Source organism: Providencia hangzhouensis (assembly GCF_029193595.2).
Lineage (GTDB): Bacteria > Pseudomonadota > Gammaproteobacteria > Enterobacterales > Enterobacteriaceae > Providencia > Providencia hangzhouensis.
Genome location: NZ_CP135052.1, coordinates 2,595,898 through 2,612,073 on the forward strand (window position 1 = coordinate 2,595,898; position 16,176 = coordinate 2,612,073).

Consider the following 16,176-nt stretch of genomic DNA (forward strand, 5'->3'; position numbering starts at 1 on the left):
AAGACCTATGATTAAAATGTGGTTATTGATGGTCCAGCCCTAAGCTGTCCCTAAGTAGATTTAGACGCTCTACATCCCCATTTCCTGCAGCTTGCTGCAAAGACTTGGTTGGAGCGTGAATAAGGCGGTTGGTTAATTGTTGCGATAATTGCATGATCACTTGCTCAGGGTCTGCACCTTGACGGATAGCCGTCAACGCTTTTTCAGTCATATTTGCCCGAATGGCCTCAGCTTGTTCTCTGTAATCGCGAATTGTAGACACTGCCGCTTGTGAGCGCAACCAATCCATAAAGTGGCTACTTTCTTGCTCAACAATGTATTCAGCTTCAACGGCTGCGGCTTTTCGCTGAGCAAGGTTCTGTGCAATGATAGATTCCAAATCATCCACAGTATAGAGATAAACATCTCTTAATTTTTCAACATCTTGTTCGATATCACGAGGAACGGCAATATCAATTAATAACATCGGCTTACTACGACGTATTTTCATAGCACGCTCGACCATCCCTTTCCCTATAATGGGTAAAGGACTCGCCGTTGAACTAATGACAATATCCGCTTCAGCTAAACGGTTATCAATATCCGATAACGAAATAACTTGTGCATTCACCTCATTGGCCAATAGCTCCGCACGTTCACGTGTTCGGTTAGCTATCATCATTTTTTGTACGCCGTGTTCGCGCAAATGACGAGCCACAAGTTCAATAGTTTCCCCTGCGCCAACTAACAAAATATTTAAATGCTTAAGTGATTCAAATATTTGACGAGCAAGTGTACAAGCAGCAAATGCCACAGAAACTGCATTCGCTCCAATATCGGTTTCTGTACGCACACGTTTTGCAACAGAAAATGATTTTTGGAAAAGACGCTCAAGTTCGCTTGATAACGAATGGTTACCTTGCGAAAGTGCAAACGCCTTTTTTACTTGCCCTAATATTTGTGGCTCTCCCAAAACTAATGAATCCAAGCCACTCGCCACACGCATTAAGTGGCTCACCGCTCGGTCGTCTTGGTGCCAATATAAACTTGGCTGTAAATCTTTTTGGGTTATACCATGAAAATCACACAACCATTTTACTAGCTGTTCTTGAGCTCGTTCTTGTGATTCAAGGCTCAAGTAAAGCTCAGTTCTATTACAGGTAGACAGCACAACGCCACCATTCACTTGAGGCTGTTTGAGAAGTTCCTCAAGTGCATGGTCAATTTTTTCAGGACCAAATGTCACCCGCTCACGCAGGGCTACTGGTGCTGTTTTATGGTTGATGCCTAAGGCTAATAAGGTCATTGTGCTTTACGACTTACTCACATTGCTTACAGTGCTAATTATTTTCAGTAATGCTCGATGGGTATTCCCCATCAATTTAGCAATACTGTTATTTATATTGTTCTATTGTAGATGATCCGCGTCTCTCTTTCTACGGTTTACATAAGCCTATCCTTCAGAAAGATGACCCACGCCAAAAAATAAACCGAAAAAAACAGACGTAATGGTTATTTTACCAATCACAACTGATCGTAATTTTATCGTTTATTTATGCTATATGAAACTGATTATCAGCCATATCATTATTTACAATGATAAATTAACTACAATAAGATGCATAGAGAATGCAATTATTTCGCACAGAAAGCAAATGGTGACTGGTGAGGTTTATCCTGATAACTTAACGCCACATGAACCCAAACTGGATTGGCCTAATAACATTTTTAAGGAACCATTTTCCCTGTCAATACACTATGTTATTTGTATACAAACGGTAAATCACTTACAGGTTTTTATCCGCAAGGTATATCATCTAGTGTAATAGATGACTCTGATGGCCTTAACGCGCTAAACTGAACTTCTTTAAATGCAAGTAACTCAATTAGAGACTGCTATCAGCGCCCAATACAACTTTGAGATTTGATATGCAATTAACTCAAACTTTGCCCTTTATGCACATAAATAAGCATTTTTTTCGCCTATTGCCACTTTCATGCGTCTTGCTAACCGCATGCGTGACAACGTCACAAACGACCACAAAAGGAACCAGCTCCGCATCCGATGCGAAATGGAAAGCACATCAACAGGAATTAAGTCAGCTACGTGACTACCAAACCCGTGGATCATTTGCCTATAACGGCGGAGAAACAAAAACGTATGCTAAGTTTTTCTGGCAACAATATACACCTGAAAAGTACCGTTTGTTGCTGACCAACCCATTAGGTAGCCGCGAACTTGAGCTTACCGTTGAACCTGATTTAGCTCGGTTAACCACTAAAGATGGCCAAACCCATATGAGTGACGTTCCAAGCGAGCTTATCTATCAACTTACTGGTATGGAAATTCCAATTGATGACCTAACTGCATGGTTAACAGGCTCACCGGGACGTGCAACAGACTTTACCTTAGATGAAAACCACCTGCTGAAAAGTGTCACGTTTAAAAGCAATGGTGAAACTTGGCAGCTCAACTACATTTCGTATGACAGCAAAACGGTACCTATGCTGCCAAACTACCTAGAGCTACGCCAAGGGGACAGGCTTATCAAATTAAAAATGGATAGTTGGACACTGAAGAAATGACGTTAACATGGCCTTCTCCGGCAAAATTAAATCTTTTTTTGTACATCACAGGCCAACGCTCTGATGGCTACCATGAATTACAAACTCTATTTCAATTTGTTGATTATGGCGATGAAATCACCATTACAGCACGTGATGACGACCAACTGAATTTATTGACTGACATGCAAGGGGTTCCCCCCGAAAAAAACCTAATTTTACGGGCAGCTAAATTATTACAATCCTATTGCCGCGATACCTTACAATACGATGGCCCATTAGGGGCTGATATTTGTATTCATAAAGTATTGCCCATGGGCGGTGGTATTGGTGGGGGCTCATCAAACGCAGCAACAACCTTAATTGCGCTTAACGAACATTGGAAAACACAGGTTTCTGATGAAGTCCTTGCAGAATTAGGTGCATCATTAGGTGCTGATGTTCCTGTGTTTGTTCGTGGACATGCCGCTTTCGCTGAAGGGATTGGTGATATTTTAACCAAAGCTTCCCCTGAAGAGAAATGGTATCTCGTCGCTCATCCCGGAATTGAAATATCAACCCCGATGATCTTCACAGATCCACAATTAAATCGAAATTCTCCAAAACGCTCCCTAGCCGCATTATTACTGGCTCCGTACGCAAATGACTGCGAACCAATCGCAAGAAAACGTTTTCGTGAGGTTGAACAGCTTGTTTCTTGGCTGTTAGAATATGCTCCGTCTCGCCTTACAGGAACAGGCGCATGTGTTTTTTCTGAATTTGAAACACAAGCGGATGCCCTGCAGGTGTTAAATAAAGCCCCATCGTGGGTGCAAGGGTTCGTCGCTCAAGGCGTTAACGTTTCCCCACTGCACAAGTTCCGCGCTGGGATAACCCGTGTATTGCACCAATAAGCCTTGTCGCTATTGGTCAACAATATCTCTCTGGACGCAAGCCTGAGGTTTTTCTCGTGCCCGATATGAAGCTTTTTGCTGGTAACGCTACACCGGAACTAGCACAACGTGTTGCTAACCGCCTTTACACTAATCTTGGAGACGCGGCTGTTGGTCGTTTTAGCGACGGCGAAGTCAGTGTTCAAATTAATGAAAATGTTCGCGGTGGTGATATTTTTATCATCCAGTCAACTTGTGCACCAACCAATGATAACCTGATGGAACTGGTTGTTATGGTCGATGCGCTACGCCGTGCATCTGCTGGTCGTATTACCGCTGTTATCCCTTACTTCGGTTATGCAAGACAGGATCGTCGCGTACGTTCTGCCCGTGTACCAATCACCGCTAAAGTTGTTGCCGATTTTCTGTCAAGTGTAGGTGTAGACCGTGTGCTCACTGTCGATTTACACGCAGAGCAGATCCAGGGCTTCTTTGATGTTCCTGTGGATAATGTATTTGGTAGCCCTATTCTTCTGGAAGATATGTTACAGAAGAATTTGGAAAACCCAATCGTTGTATCTCCAGACATCGGCGGCGTGGTACGTGCTAGAGCTATCGCAAAACTCCTGAATGACACTGATATGGCCATTATTGACAAACGTCGCCCACGTGCGAACGTTTCTCAAGTTATGCATATCATTGGTGATGTTTCAGGTCGTGATTGCATCTTAGTGGACGATATGATTGATACCGGTGGTACTCTGTGTAAAGCAGCTGAAGCACTGAAAGAACGTGGTGCTAAACGTGTATTTGCATACGCAACACACCCGATTTTCTCAGGTAATGCTGTAGACAACATCAAAAATTCAGTCATTGATGAAGTCATTGTTTGTGACACTATACCTCTTTCTCCTGAAATCAAGGCGCTGAGCAATGTTCGCACCTTAACGCTTTCAGGTATGTTAGCTGAAGCTATCCGTCGTATCAGCAACGAAGAGTCAATTTCAGCAATGTTTGAGCACTAATTCTCCAATATTGGGTTTTAGCGTTCAACCATAATGAAAAAGTCACAATAAAAAATATAAGCCCCTGCAATGTCATTTGCAGGGGCTTTATGATTTTGGCAGGAAAGAAACCATCGATGCCTATGTTTATATTCTATCGCCAATCATAGTGGTGATTTCACGTAATAAAACGATAAAAATAGCCATCTAAAATAACTCACAATCTTCACGACAAAAGAGCAAAATTCTTTGGAATTTCACTCTTCTTAATGCCTAATTATCAAACTTGTTCACCATTATCAGCAATTAATTGCTCTAGGCTATTTATGGATAGCGGTGATTATCTCTGCGTGAATGATATTGTTGTTTTAACTGCCAGTAACGGTCTGCAACTTTTTCACGGCCGCCGATCCTTGCACCGACTAACCATACCATCGCACCAATAAAAATGCCGAATAAGGAACCATTGGTAATAAGTTCTGAAAGGCCTAAGTTAACAATATGAGAGAATAAGTTGACACCAATACTCCCGATCATCAACACCATTCCGATTCCCATGAAGACATTACCAAGAAGATGAGCGCTTTTCCGTTTCATATATACCTCCAGTACCAGTAAACTGATAAGCAAGCATGTGTAAATAAATTCGGTCATACTTTATATTTATGTAATGATTATAGTGCATTAAGTAAAATTTTTTGCGATAGACATCACAAGGAAGGAAGTTAGCAAGAATATCTGTACAAAAAGTGCTTTTTATCAAAAACCCAGAAAATCCGAATAGTTTATTCGGCAATTATAATCATAGTGACTTTTATCTATCACAATTTTGTACATCCTGTATTTCACAAGGTAAACTAAGGCATTATTTTCATAACTGATAGTGAAATCATCGCCGTGAGCAAAATTAAGTTAATTGTTGGACTTGCCAATCCAGGTGCTGAATATGCACAAACGCGCCATAATGCAGGTGCATGGTATGTTGATTTACTGGCTGAGCGCCATAATCAGCCATTGAAAGAAGAAGCTAAATTTTTTGGTTATACCGCTCGCATTAATATGAATGGTAACGATATCCGTCTGCTGGTTCCAACCACCTTTATGAATCTAAGTGGTAAATCTGTTGCCGCTATAGCTAATTTTTATCGCATCAATCTCGATGAGATCTTAGTCGCCCATGATGAGCTCGATTTACCACCAGGTGTGGCTAAAATGAAGTTAGGTGGCAGTAATGGCGGGCATAATGGGTTGAAAGATATTCAAAGCAAATTCGCCAATAACCCGAATTTTTATCGTTTACGCATTGGTATTGGTCATCCGGGTGATAAAAATAAAGTTGTTGGTTTTGTTTTGGGCAAACCGCCTTTATCTGAACAAAAGCTCATTGATGATGCGATTGATGAAGCAGCTAGGTGCACAGATATTCTCCTGGCTGATGGGATGGACAAAGCCATCAATCGTTTACATGGTTTTAAAGCAACCGCATAAGAGTTCATTTCATCCGAATCAACTTTTTGTGTATAATCAGCGCCAATTTCTAAACATTGGGTGCAGCGTGAGACTGCCCCTTGCTATTAAGGTGAGAAACATATGGGTTTTAAATGCGGTATCGTTGGTCTGCCTAACGTGGGTAAATCCACCCTATTTAATGCATTGACCAAAGCCGGCATCGAAGCAGCCAACTTCCCTTTCTGTACAATTGAACCAAACACGGGTGTTGTGCCAATGCCAGACCCACGTCTTGATCAATTAGCTGAAATTGTGAAGCCACAGCGTATATTACCAACGACTATGGAATTCGTTGATATCGCGGGCTTAGTGAAAGGTGCATCCAAAGGTGAAGGCCTAGGTAACCAATTTTTAACGAATATCCGTGAAACCGAAGCCATTGGCCATGTTGTTCGTTGTTTTGAAAACGACAATATCATTCACGTTGCAGGCCAAGTTGACCCTGCCGCAGATATTGAAGTCATTAATACTGAATTAGCACTTGCTGACCTTGATACTTGTGAGCGCGCTATTCACCGTGTCCAAAAACGTGCAAAAGGCGGCGATAAAGACGCAAAAGCGGAATTAGAAGCATTAGAGAAATGTTTGCCGCACTTAGAGCAAGCAGGCATGTTACGCACATTAGATTTATCTAATGAAGATAAAGCGGCTATCCGCTACTTGAGCTTCTTAACATTAAAGCCAACCATGTACATTGCTAACGTTAATGAAGATGGTTTTGAAAATAACCCGTTCTTAGATGTGGTGTATAAAATCGCAGAAGCTGAAGGCTCTGTGGTTGTTCCTGTCTGCGCAGCGATTGAGTCTGATATCGCAGAACTTGAAGACGAAGAGCGCGATGAATTTATGGCGGATTTAGGTATTGAAGAGCCGGGTCTTAACCGTGTTATTCGTGCTGGATATCAGTTATTAAACCTGCAAACCTATTTTACTGCCGGTGTTAAAGAAGTGCGTGCGTGGACTATCCCTGTTGGTGCAACTGCGCCACAAGCTGCGGGTAAAATCCATACTGACTTCGAAAAAGGCTTTATTCGCGCGCAAACTATTGCATTTGATGACTTTATCCAATACCGTGGCGAACAAGGTGCTAAAGAAGCAGGTAAAATGCGCGCAGAAGGAAAAGATTACATCGTGAAAGACGGCGATGTGCTCAACTTCCTGTTTAATGTGTAAACTTACACTTTAGTCTCACACTGTTTCATAAAGTATCACTTAATAAGAAAATAGCATAAAATTCATGATATTAACTGGGTTTTATGCTTTTTTATGTCTCATTAAGTTTCATAAAAGCTCGCGATTAAATGAGTACGTAACTGAGTACAATTTATTTATCTTCCCTTTTTAAGTGAGTATAATAATATCAACTTACATAACTCGTTGAACTCATTATGCTTACTGATACAAAATGCCGAACTGCAAAACCTAAAGAAAAACTTTATCGTATCAATGACTTCAACGGTTTGTACCTTGAAGTGAAACCTAATGGTAAAAAAGCATGGCGATTCCGTTTTCAAATAAATGGAAAATCAAGCATGCTTGCATTGGGCAACTACCCATTGGTAACACTAGCTGAAGCCAGATCTAAATGTGATGATGCCAGAAAACTCGTTTCAGAAGGAATTAATCCAACACAAGCTAAGCAACTAGATAAGATTAGAAAAGCGAACGAATCTGCAAATACATTTCAAATCATCGCAAAAGAATGGTTGCAAATGAAAGATTGGGCTGATGTGACCAAATACCGTCGCCTTGATATGTTGGAGCGCATTGTATTTCCTTCTATCGGCACATTACCAATAAGAGAAATTACATCTCACCATATTCTCAAAATATTGCAACGTGAGGTTCAAAGAGGTGCTCCAACAGTTGCTGCTGAAGCTAAACGGACTATATCCTCGATTTTTGAATTTGCTGTTGCCACATTAAGAGCTGATAGTGATCCAGTATGGGCAATAAGAAAAGCTCTCCCAGCAAACAAAACACAACATAAAAAAGCCCTCACTACGGATCAAATAGGTCAACTACTCAATAACTTTGATAATAGCCGTGGCACCTTTCAACTGAACTATTGTATGTGGTTAATGTGGTGGACGCTTTCTCGTCCATCTGAAGTCGCTGAGGCTGAATGGTCTGAATTCGATCTTGATAATGCACTTTGGACTATCCCAGCTGAGCGTATGAAAGCACGAAGAGAACATATTGTTCCTCTGCCTACACAAGCTATTACGATTCTAAGATCTCTTTATGGTTTTACTGGTAACCGCAAACATTTATTTCCCGGTCGTGATTCTTGCCATAAACCAATGTCTACTAACTCGCTAAGGCAATTTCTTAAAACGAGAGGTTGGAGTGGTATATATAGCCCTCATGCGACACGTACAACAGGCAGCACACGATTAAATGAGTTAGGATATCGACCTGATGCTATCGAAGCACAATTAGCCCATATGGACTCAAATAGCGTTAGACGTTCATATAATCATGCAACTTATCTTGAAGAGCGCAAAATCATGATGCAAGATTGGGCTGATAAACTTGATATTTGGGTAAAACAGGTCAACCTAGAATCAAAATCATGATGCATGGGTGTGTTAGTATTGATATATAACGATATTTATTAATTTTTCAGCAAAACCTATAATTTAACCTACACTTAATTAATCCGTTGATTTATAGGTAGTTATTATTTATTTGATGTTTTTAGCATTATAACGTACAAAATTCATACCCACACCACAAGAACACGCTTATATGAATAAATACGATGTGTTTAGCAGCGAAGGAAAATTTGCTGACGGATCTGATGAAGAGGTACTGGCTAACAAGCTGGGGCTTTCAAACGTTGATGATATCAATGATGCTGAGCTTGTCCTGTTAGAAAAACTGTATCAAGTCATTTTTGAAGAACAATTTCCCACTGAGCAAATTACCGTATCACTTATTCAGCGTTGGCACCGCCAATGGTTAGGGAATGTTTACGAGTGGGCTGGTCAGTTACGTACGGTGAATATTAGCAAAGGTTGCTTTATGTTTGCCCCTGCGGGTCGAGTTGCAAGGTTACTTGCTCAATTTGAAAAAGAGTTTCTAGCGAAGTACACACCCTGCACCAATATGAGCCGAGAACAAGTCATAGAAGCTATAGCAACAGTACATGTGGAATTAATTCTGATACATCCATTTAGGGAAGGAAATGGGCGCTTATCGCGTTTACTCGCAGATGTGATGGCAGTACAAGCTGGTTTCCAGCCACTAGACTATGAAAGTTGGACTCAACACCCTGAGCAGTACATCGCAGCAATCCACGCAGGGTTAAACCTTAACTATGAACCCATGAAATATTGGGTTAACGAAGCCTTGAAAGCGAACTAAATCGCAAGTTTCAAATGTCCAAACTTCTCACGTTTCGCTTTCATTTCTTCTTCAAGGCGACGGGACTCCTGCCCTGTTTCAATCGCCGTAGAGGTTGCTACCGAACGAATAAGTTGAGTACGAGTTGGTCTTGTTGCTTGAATTAATTCACTCTTTTTCATGGTAGTCTCACTTCAAACTGACAATAGTGTATTTTATCAGCTTTGTTTTATATGACAATATAGATCACTGTTCTAGTTAAAAATTTTACAGCACAATGTCACTTCATTTCCATCTGCTTTGAGCGAAGAGCGGACATTCATGATTGGCAGCCTAGAGATTTACTAGTATGAATATTTGTGAATCATTTGGGAGCAGGTCACCTGAGCTTGGTAGTAAGAGGTTCGGTTACACATTCTTTTTCTATGCCACCTTCGATTTCCTGAACTGTCTGGTGCGAAAAAAACAGCCTCCCCCCTTTGCTGAATGGTGGAAATTTGGTCTAGCTCTCTTAAAGCACATAGGTTTGCAGACGCTTGTTGCATTATCTCCTGATTATGAGTCCGAAACACATCAATATGTAAACTTATAAATCAATCACTTACATCGCTTGCCTGTGTATTTATCAATTGAAACCAATGTAACTAAAGCATATTTTATTAATGTCATGACACAAATGTGTCACACTATAAAAGAAATATGAACCATACTTTAAGCAGTAATTTTCCTAGAACGAACCAGATGTTCTCGAAGGTAATAGGCTCGTGCAGAACCCGTTTCTACGAGACCATCTAAGAGAACAAGACAAATCTTATACATTCTACGACTCAACATTCCTCGATTTTCTACTTGCAAATATCTTGCTATAGACATTTCTAAATAGAATGCAGTGTTAACCTGCTTTGCTATCAGAGCAGAGTCATTGGTAAATTTTTCAGCTAGAATTTGAATACCCTTGTCAAAAAACAAATCATAAAAATGATATATCAGCGAAGATAAAGCCATGAAAACATGACTGTTATTTGCAGATTGCTTAGCAAACCCAAGTAAATGCTCAACACCTTTTTCCATACATTTTCTATCACTTTCATGCCCTTGCCATGAAGTATCTGCATAAAGCTCTCCGCGTAGCAATTTATTTAAGTCACTCTGTAGGCCTTGATAAGGATCATTAACATCATTTAGAGCGATCTTATGTAATTCAGGCTCTATAACTTTCCATAGTGACCATATAGCATCAAAATCATTATCTTTCCCTGCAGCAACGTCAAATGATAATTTCACTGAATAAATAAAACTTGGTGCCCGTAAACACCCAGAAATTATTAGCTCTTTATAAGGCATAAAATTGTAATTCTTTGAATAGATAACATGTTCAACAAAAGTATCTTGAATATACTTTTTGATATCATGATTTATATTTTCATCATCATTTGACTTATAATTTTTGTATTCAGAGTCAAAAACAAAATTTACAATTTTTTTGATCAGATTAATTTGTTGAAGCTCTGTAGATCCAAGCGGAATCATTAACATAGGTAAATGAATAAACCATGATGAATGGCTTTCCAAGGAAATATCATCGACACTAAATTTAAAATCTCCCGCAATTAATTTGAGACGAAAATTTACTATCTGAGTTTTTTTATTTTCAAGGGCAACGTTTAATTTCTCTCCTTGTAAATAATAAAGCGCATGACTATCCGTTTCCTCTTTTCTAAACTTAGCATATTCAACAACTCCACTTAGACAATCAGATGCTAATTTACTGTCAATTGGCCAAAGAAACTCTCTCACACCTTTGGCTGCCGAGGCACAAACATTAACATTTGGATGTGTTAAAGCTGTCGCTAAAGCAAGTTTTAAATTATCTATTCGCTCTGCATCTAGAGGTAATGCTAATAACTTTGGCAAAACAAAAGCGCATGCACTTGAACCGTAATGATCTGTTAGATCATACTGAGATGAACCTTCTGTAATATCCGCATGCATAAAGACTGCTTCCATAATTATACTTAAGCACCACTCTATATTTTCACTACTTAAACTTTCTATATCATCACGAATGCAAACAGCCACCACAGTTGTTATTGTTTCAACTGCCATTTCTGAAAAATCATGAATTTTTCGATTTTTAAGATCGACTAATAATTGCTTTGCGGCTTCTAATCCCTCCTTATATGAAGCAAAATACTCTGACTTAAATTGTTTTTCTTTAAATAATATACTTGCCCATAAATTCAAACTAATTATTGAACTATGTGCACTATGCTTTTCCGTAACCTGCTTCTGATCTTGTTTTAAATCTTCAGGGAGTTCAGAGGAAGTTTTAAACACAATTCGATTATTTTCTTCATCATTAATAACATCCCAAGTTCTTGAATCTACTCTATGGACTAAATATCTAATATTTTTTTCATTCCTACCAGAAGCTTCAACTTTAAGCTGATCTATGATTTTTAATGCATCTTCTCGCAACTCAGAGTCTAATTGTAGTCTCATTAATAAGTTCTCTAATGACTCTCCTCTCCAAGGTCTAAGAGCTGCTTCTTTTCTCTCCTCTGCATAGACTTCACTCATTACATCATTTGGAAAATATCCAAACCAATTAAGCGTATTTTTGCCTCTTTCCTGTATCATTCGAGCCAAATCTAAAGAGTACACATCTGGATTGTATAGGATTGGAAATGCTGCTTTTCCAATCTTAGCTGGAAATCCAACAGCTACTGACGATAAAACAGAAGTAGTCATTACAGAGTTACTATTTTTTAATATATGATTATAAATCCACTCAATTTGATTTTCCTCACCACAATTACTAACATAGCCTATCAACCAATTTTCCAAAGCCATGAGAGCGCACTGTAGTATATTAGGTAAGGTCGATTGTCCTCGATAACCTTTCCATAAGTGAGGAGATGCATACTGTTTTATAAGCATTTCATCGTTCAGTTTTAACTCAATTTGTTTGACTGTCACTTCACCTACATATAAATGTTCTGCTGAAGGATTTGCAAATTCAGATTGAGCATAAGTTTCTGCACTTAGATTGCATAATTCAAGAATAAAATCTAAACCTTTTCTAGGATGATATTTCAATAAATATATAAATGGTCCTTTTAAACCACTAGATGGAGAGAAATCTCTTTCTTTATCGAGCCCAAAAGATTCATCTATCTCTATTCTGTTGTATCGTGACCACTCATCACTTTCTTTTTCTTGTAGTAACCATTCATGCATTGCTAGCTTAATAATAAAATCAGGCCGGTTCTTACATAACATTGGTACATGTATTCCAACTAAAGCTAAACTTGTTAATTGTTCTACATAACTCAATCTTCTAGGATTAACTTTAGAAACAAAAACATCTTGTACCATTAACTGATCAAATTCTGCTTCTATTGATGGAGAGACTTTAAGTAAAACAGTAATGATTTTTTTTCTACCAATTTTATTTTGGTAATCATCCTTTAAAGGCTCTAATAACCAAAGAGCTATTAAACCAACGATTCTAGATTCTGTCGGAAGATCATCGTTAATGTTTATAACACCATACCATTCATTAATTAACTCAATAATTTGATTATGGATAGATTTACTTAATTCATTTCTAACCTCGTAGATAAAATTAAATAGGGCTCCCCACCCTTTACCGTAAGGTACTAAAAATAACGTCCGGAGTATTCCAGATTTCTTATCTAATGAGAGTGAATCAGTAAAATGAGAATTTGGTTTTTGACAAGTAATTCTCAAAATAAAACAAAAACGAATCAATAAAGCACAATCATTATTAAGAAGATTATCTTTCATAGACTGTAAAAATATATTTGGAGAATTATGCTGTAAAATTGCCGCAATAGTTTCATCTTTCCAGAAACTTTCAATATTATTATTGGTTAATATATCACCAACAAAATCATAAGTAGATTCATCAAATTGCAATCGACGGTATAACCACAATCTAAAAGCTCTACTTATAGCAGGCTCATTACCTATAGCAGATAAAAATTCATCCAAATTATCTATGTTATGTTTATATTTATCTTCAATAAATTCCTCTAATGCCCAATCCTCTAGTACATCATGGGGGAGGCTGATAGTTGAATTTTTTGAATCTCGATAAATTAAGTTATCCTCTTCAAGTTTAGATATTACTACTGGATCAAATTGATCTGCTGCAATACCAAACACCATTTTTTTTGCTCGCTGTGTAGCAATTTCAATAAATGTTTTTCTACGTTTTATTGGCATACCAGATTTTCGGTCTTGCTCTTTAGCAATAACTGAAGACCAAACATTCTTTCTAAAATCAATTTCAGTATCACCTGTTTGAAATTGTGCGCCGTTACTTATCGCACGAACAGCAATATCAATAAAAAATGGTATCCGAAGAATATCTACTAATGCATCATTTGATATTAATGTTTTAAGCTCAGGAATATGTTCACAAACTAGTTGTACTTGTGCTTCAGAAAAACCTTCAATGTTTACACTGGTAAAATTGATCTGATTCTGTTGCAAAAAGTTAAAACAAAGCAGTTGAAACGCGTAATCACGTCCTGTCGCAATGATGGTCCATCCTTCCTGTTGACGGATAAACTGAAGTAAATCAATAAATGCTTCTTGATGGTCAAGTTCTAAAATTTTTTCAATAGACTCAATAACTAGAATTTTCTTAGGAAGTAAAGAAAAATATCCTTCAATTTGACCTAAGGTTGAACTCATACCGATAGATGAGAAAACATCATTAAGATGAGTTCGGTCTAAGTCTTCAGCTCTCAGATAAAAAACTGGTACATCCTTACCTTTGCTTGAAATAAAATCTTTTACTATGCCTGATTTTCCAGAACCTCTCGATCCTGTTACAAATACGAAATCACTTGTATCAAAAGCTTCTGAAATTTCTAGTAAATAATCATCTCTACTAACATGAAAGCCTTGGATTTTGTTTGAAATACCATCATAAATGTGACGTCCACGCTCTTGGAGTTTAAGAAAATCCATTTCAAAATTAACTTTACTATTAACTTGAAATAAATCTCTAACCTCTTGAGGAATATTTTCAAGCGTTAGTGTTCCTGCATTCTGGTTATATTCCTGAACACACGTAATGACTTTAGATAATATAAGTTCCGGTGATTCATTAGAATGACATTGAATAAGTGAACATAATAAGTGGGCAACTACCGAATGTTTAGCATCTAAATCAAAAGAAATTAGATAAAAAACTCGAAGAAATTCCCAAAACTGTTCGTCAGTTATTGCCAGACCACCATTAGCATGATCTAACTGCTTTCTTAAAGCCTCTAACTTTTTTAGCTTTGCTGCACTAGTAAATCCTTTAGTATTTGATTTTTTAATAAAGTCTGATGCACTTGATGAATACCTAGCCCATTCTAAGAGTGGAAGCATATTGGCTATATCCAGCTTAGGAAGTGGTCCTGTGATTAAAACAATCGCATCATTTTTTTTATCAAAAGAATCCTTCTGGAAATCTTCCCATGCACTCTTTATAACATCTGAAAAAATAGAACTATTTTCATCACTTCCAATCGATCCACTTATTGTTATTTCATGTTTTATTTGAGCATATAATTTACTTTTATTACCCAATTTATCTGATGCGACTAAAACAAAATCATCAGTATTCGAACCATCATATTTATTTTGGAATTTTAGTTCTTGAGGCCTCATATTTTGAGACAAACATGGAACACAAGATTGAGTAAGTAGTGCGATAGCAAATGATGCTTGAACTCTAGTTTCAAAATTTACACCACCTCCACCTGTTGAAAACGGATTGCTTTGCTTTTTTGAGTCCACGCTCATTCTGATCTTCCTTCAATAAATATATAACGCTATAAATTCATGATTATCATAGCTAATTAAGATAATTGAAACATGTTATAAAAGTTAAAGGCTTTTTCTCCTTTTATCATTTTTATAATGATTTTTTTCAAGCTCAATCCATATTTTTGCTTCCATATAAATATCTTCAATAAATAACGGCACTTGAGTGTCTTCCTGCTCATTATCAAGTAGTAAATGGAATCTAGCTGTAAATTCACCCCAACTCTTAGAACCTATCCCAATAGGGTTTTATTCCAGACAATGATACCGCAGGCAAAATGCAGCATCGCCTCATAATTCTCGACCTTCTTCTCCCAACGAGTCAAGACACGACGGTAGCGATTCACCCAACTGTGTGTTCTCTCTACAACCCAGCGGTGAGCCTTAAAATCCGTGTTTTTGATGGCTTCTGATTCATCCTTCCTTGACTGGATATGAGGTTCATAGCGACGACTTTTCAGATACGATCCCAACCATTCCGCTTCATACCCTTTGTCCATGCATAACCGGAGCCTCTTGCCCGGTCTGCCCGTCTGGAGGGCATCGAGCGTATCCGCAACCAGCTTTATGTCGTGCGTATTTGCTCCGGCAACAACCAGTGCAAGCGGAAGCCCGTTCCCGTCAGTCATCAGACTGCGCTTTACGCCCCGTTTCCCCCGGTCTGTTGGGTTCCTGCCTGTTTTTTTGAGCCTGCCAGCGGTGATTTGGTCATACAACACTCCATCGACAGCCACGACCAGTCAATAGCGTCCAACTGTTCGCAAGCAAGCAACCCGTTTTGCCAGAAGCGTTCAAATACGCCAGCATCCCGCCACTCCTGAAATCGGCGATGAGCAGAGCTTGACGAGCATATACCGGTGGCATTTAGCGCATTCCACTGGCAACCCGTCCTGAGTACGAAGAAAATGGCGTTCATTGCAGCGCGATTATCAACCCGCTTGCGGTGCGTACCCAGCGGGTGTTGAGTTCTATGCTCCGGGATGAGAGGAGCCATTTTCTCCCAGAGTTCATCACTGATTTGCCACTTGTTGCCCACCATGCTTCGCCCT

Annotated in this window: 12 protein-coding genes; 7 read left to right on the forward strand and 5 right to left on the reverse strand. The window is 38.7% G+C overall.

The annotated features are described in order from the left end of the window. Positions 1–22: 22 nt before the first annotated feature. A complete protein-coding gene (gene hemA, locus PZ638_RS11710) occupies positions 23–1,285 on the reverse strand; it encodes a glutamyl-tRNA reductase (protein WP_004264133.1) in 1,263 nt (420 codons plus the stop codon). Between the two features lie 623 nt (positions 1,286–1,908). Here hemA and lolB point away from each other — a divergent pair. Genes lolB through prs form a run of 3 tightly spaced genes read left to right on the forward strand, consistent with a single transcriptional unit; the run spans position 1,909 to position 4,441 of the window. After that, positions 1,909–2,565, forward strand: a complete 657-nt coding sequence (lolB, locus tag PZ638_RS11715) for a lipoprotein insertase outer membrane protein LolB (RefSeq protein WP_004264131.1) — start codon at positions 1,909–1,911, stop codon at positions 2,563–2,565. After that, positions 2,562–3,437 carry a 4-(cytidine 5'-diphospho)-2-C-methyl-D-erythritol kinase gene (gene ispE, locus PZ638_RS11720; protein WP_094962513.1) on the forward strand — a complete coding sequence of 292 codons (876 nt, stop codon included), beginning with the start codon at positions 2,562–2,564 and terminating at the stop codon, positions 3,435–3,437. The genes lolB and ispE overlap by 4 nt, the downstream gene beginning before the upstream one ends. A gap of 56 nt (positions 3,438–3,493) precedes the next feature. Beyond that, entirely contained in the window at positions 3,494–4,441 is a 948-nt protein-coding gene (gene prs / locus PZ638_RS11725; protein ID WP_004910604.1) for a ribose-phosphate diphosphokinase, read from the forward strand. A gap of 303 nt (positions 4,442–4,744) precedes the next feature. Here prs and ychH read toward each other — a convergent pair whose 3' ends face one another. After that, positions 4,745–5,017: a stress-induced protein YchH gene (ychH, locus tag PZ638_RS11730; protein ID WP_004910602.1), complete on the reverse strand. Its 273-nt coding sequence runs from the start codon at positions 5,015–5,017 to the stop codon at positions 4,745–4,747. Between the two features lie 300 nt (positions 5,018–5,317). Between ychH and pth the strand changes: the two genes are divergently transcribed. The 4 genes from pth to PZ638_RS11750 all read left to right on the forward strand — a co-directional run bounded on the left by pth (position 5,318) and on the right by PZ638_RS11750 (position 9,298). Beyond that, positions 5,318–5,908 (forward strand): aminoacyl-tRNA hydrolase, encoded by a 591-nt coding sequence (pth, locus tag PZ638_RS11735; protein WP_110591647.1) that lies wholly within the window; start codon positions 5,318–5,320, stop codon positions 5,906–5,908. Positions 5,909–6,010: 102 nt separating this feature from the next. After that, positions 6,011–7,102, forward strand: coding sequence for a redox-regulated ATPase YchF (gene ychF / locus PZ638_RS11740; RefSeq protein WP_094962511.1), 1,092 nt, complete (start codon positions 6,011–6,013; stop codon positions 7,100–7,102). Between the two features lie 215 nt (positions 7,103–7,317). Further along, the gene (locus PZ638_RS11745; protein WP_272662760.1) at positions 7,318–8,508 is read left to right on the forward strand and encodes a tyrosine-type recombinase/integrase; all 1,191 of its coding nucleotides are present in this window, start codon (positions 7,318–7,320) and stop codon (positions 8,506–8,508) included. A 172-nt stretch (positions 8,509–8,680) separates the two neighbouring features. Further along, positions 8,681–9,298, forward strand: coding sequence for a Fic/DOC family protein (locus PZ638_RS11750; RefSeq protein ID WP_121874807.1), 618 nt, complete (start codon positions 8,681–8,683; stop codon positions 9,296–9,298). Here the strand turns inward: PZ638_RS11750 and PZ638_RS11755 are convergent. The 3 genes from PZ638_RS11755 to PZ638_RS11765 form a co-directional block, all read right to left on the reverse strand. Further along, a complete protein-coding gene (locus PZ638_RS11755) occupies positions 9,295–9,459 on the reverse strand; it encodes a hypothetical protein (protein ID WP_171883385.1) in 165 nt (54 codons plus the stop codon). The genes PZ638_RS11750 and PZ638_RS11755 overlap by 4 nt on opposite strands. A gap of 529 nt (positions 9,460–9,988) precedes the next feature. Continuing rightward, positions 9,989–15,106: an ATP-binding protein gene (locus PZ638_RS11760; RefSeq protein WP_275612114.1), complete on the reverse strand. Its 5,118-nt coding sequence runs from the start codon at positions 15,104–15,106 to the stop codon at positions 9,989–9,991. A gap of 254 nt (positions 15,107–15,360) precedes the next feature. Further along, a protein-coding gene (locus PZ638_RS11765) for an IS5 family transposase (RefSeq protein WP_183124499.1) occupies positions 15,361–16,166 on the reverse strand; the annotation gives its coding sequence in 2 pieces (ribosomal slippage) (positions 15,361–15,813 and positions 15,816–16,166; 804 coding nt in all). Between the last annotated feature and the right edge of the window lie 10 nt (positions 16,167–16,176).

Bases quoted from the DNA above. Each gene is read 5' to 3' on its own strand.
- lolB (WP_004264131.1), top strand. From the start codon at position 1,909: ATGCAATTAACTCAAACTTTGCCCTTTATGCACATAAATAAGCATTTT.
- PZ638_RS11760 (WP_275612114.1), bottom strand. From the start codon at position 15,106: ATGAGCGTGGACTCAAAAAAGCAAAGCAATCCGTTTTCAACAGGTGGA.
- PZ638_RS11745 (WP_272662760.1), top strand. From the start codon at position 7,318: ATGCTTACTGATACAAAATGCCGAACTGCAAAACCTAAAGAAAAACTT.
- ychH (WP_004910602.1), bottom strand. From the start codon at position 5,017: ATGAAACGGAAAAGCGCTCATCTTCTTGGTAATGTCTTCATGGGAATC.
- PZ638_RS11750 (WP_121874807.1), top strand. From the start codon at position 8,681: ATGAATAAATACGATGTGTTTAGCAGCGAAGGAAAATTTGCTGACGGA.
- ispE (WP_094962513.1), top strand. From the start codon at position 2,562: ATGACGTTAACATGGCCTTCTCCGGCAAAATTAAATCTTTTTTTGTAC.
- PZ638_RS11755 (WP_171883385.1), bottom strand. From the start codon at position 9,459: ATGAAAAAGAGTGAATTAATTCAAGCAACAAGACCAACTCGTACTCAA.
- hemA (WP_004264133.1), bottom strand. From the start codon at position 1,285: ATGACCTTATTAGCCTTAGGCATCAACCATAAAACAGCACCAGTAGCC.
- ychF (WP_094962511.1), top strand. From the start codon at position 6,011: ATGGGTTTTAAATGCGGTATCGTTGGTCTGCCTAACGTGGGTAAATCC.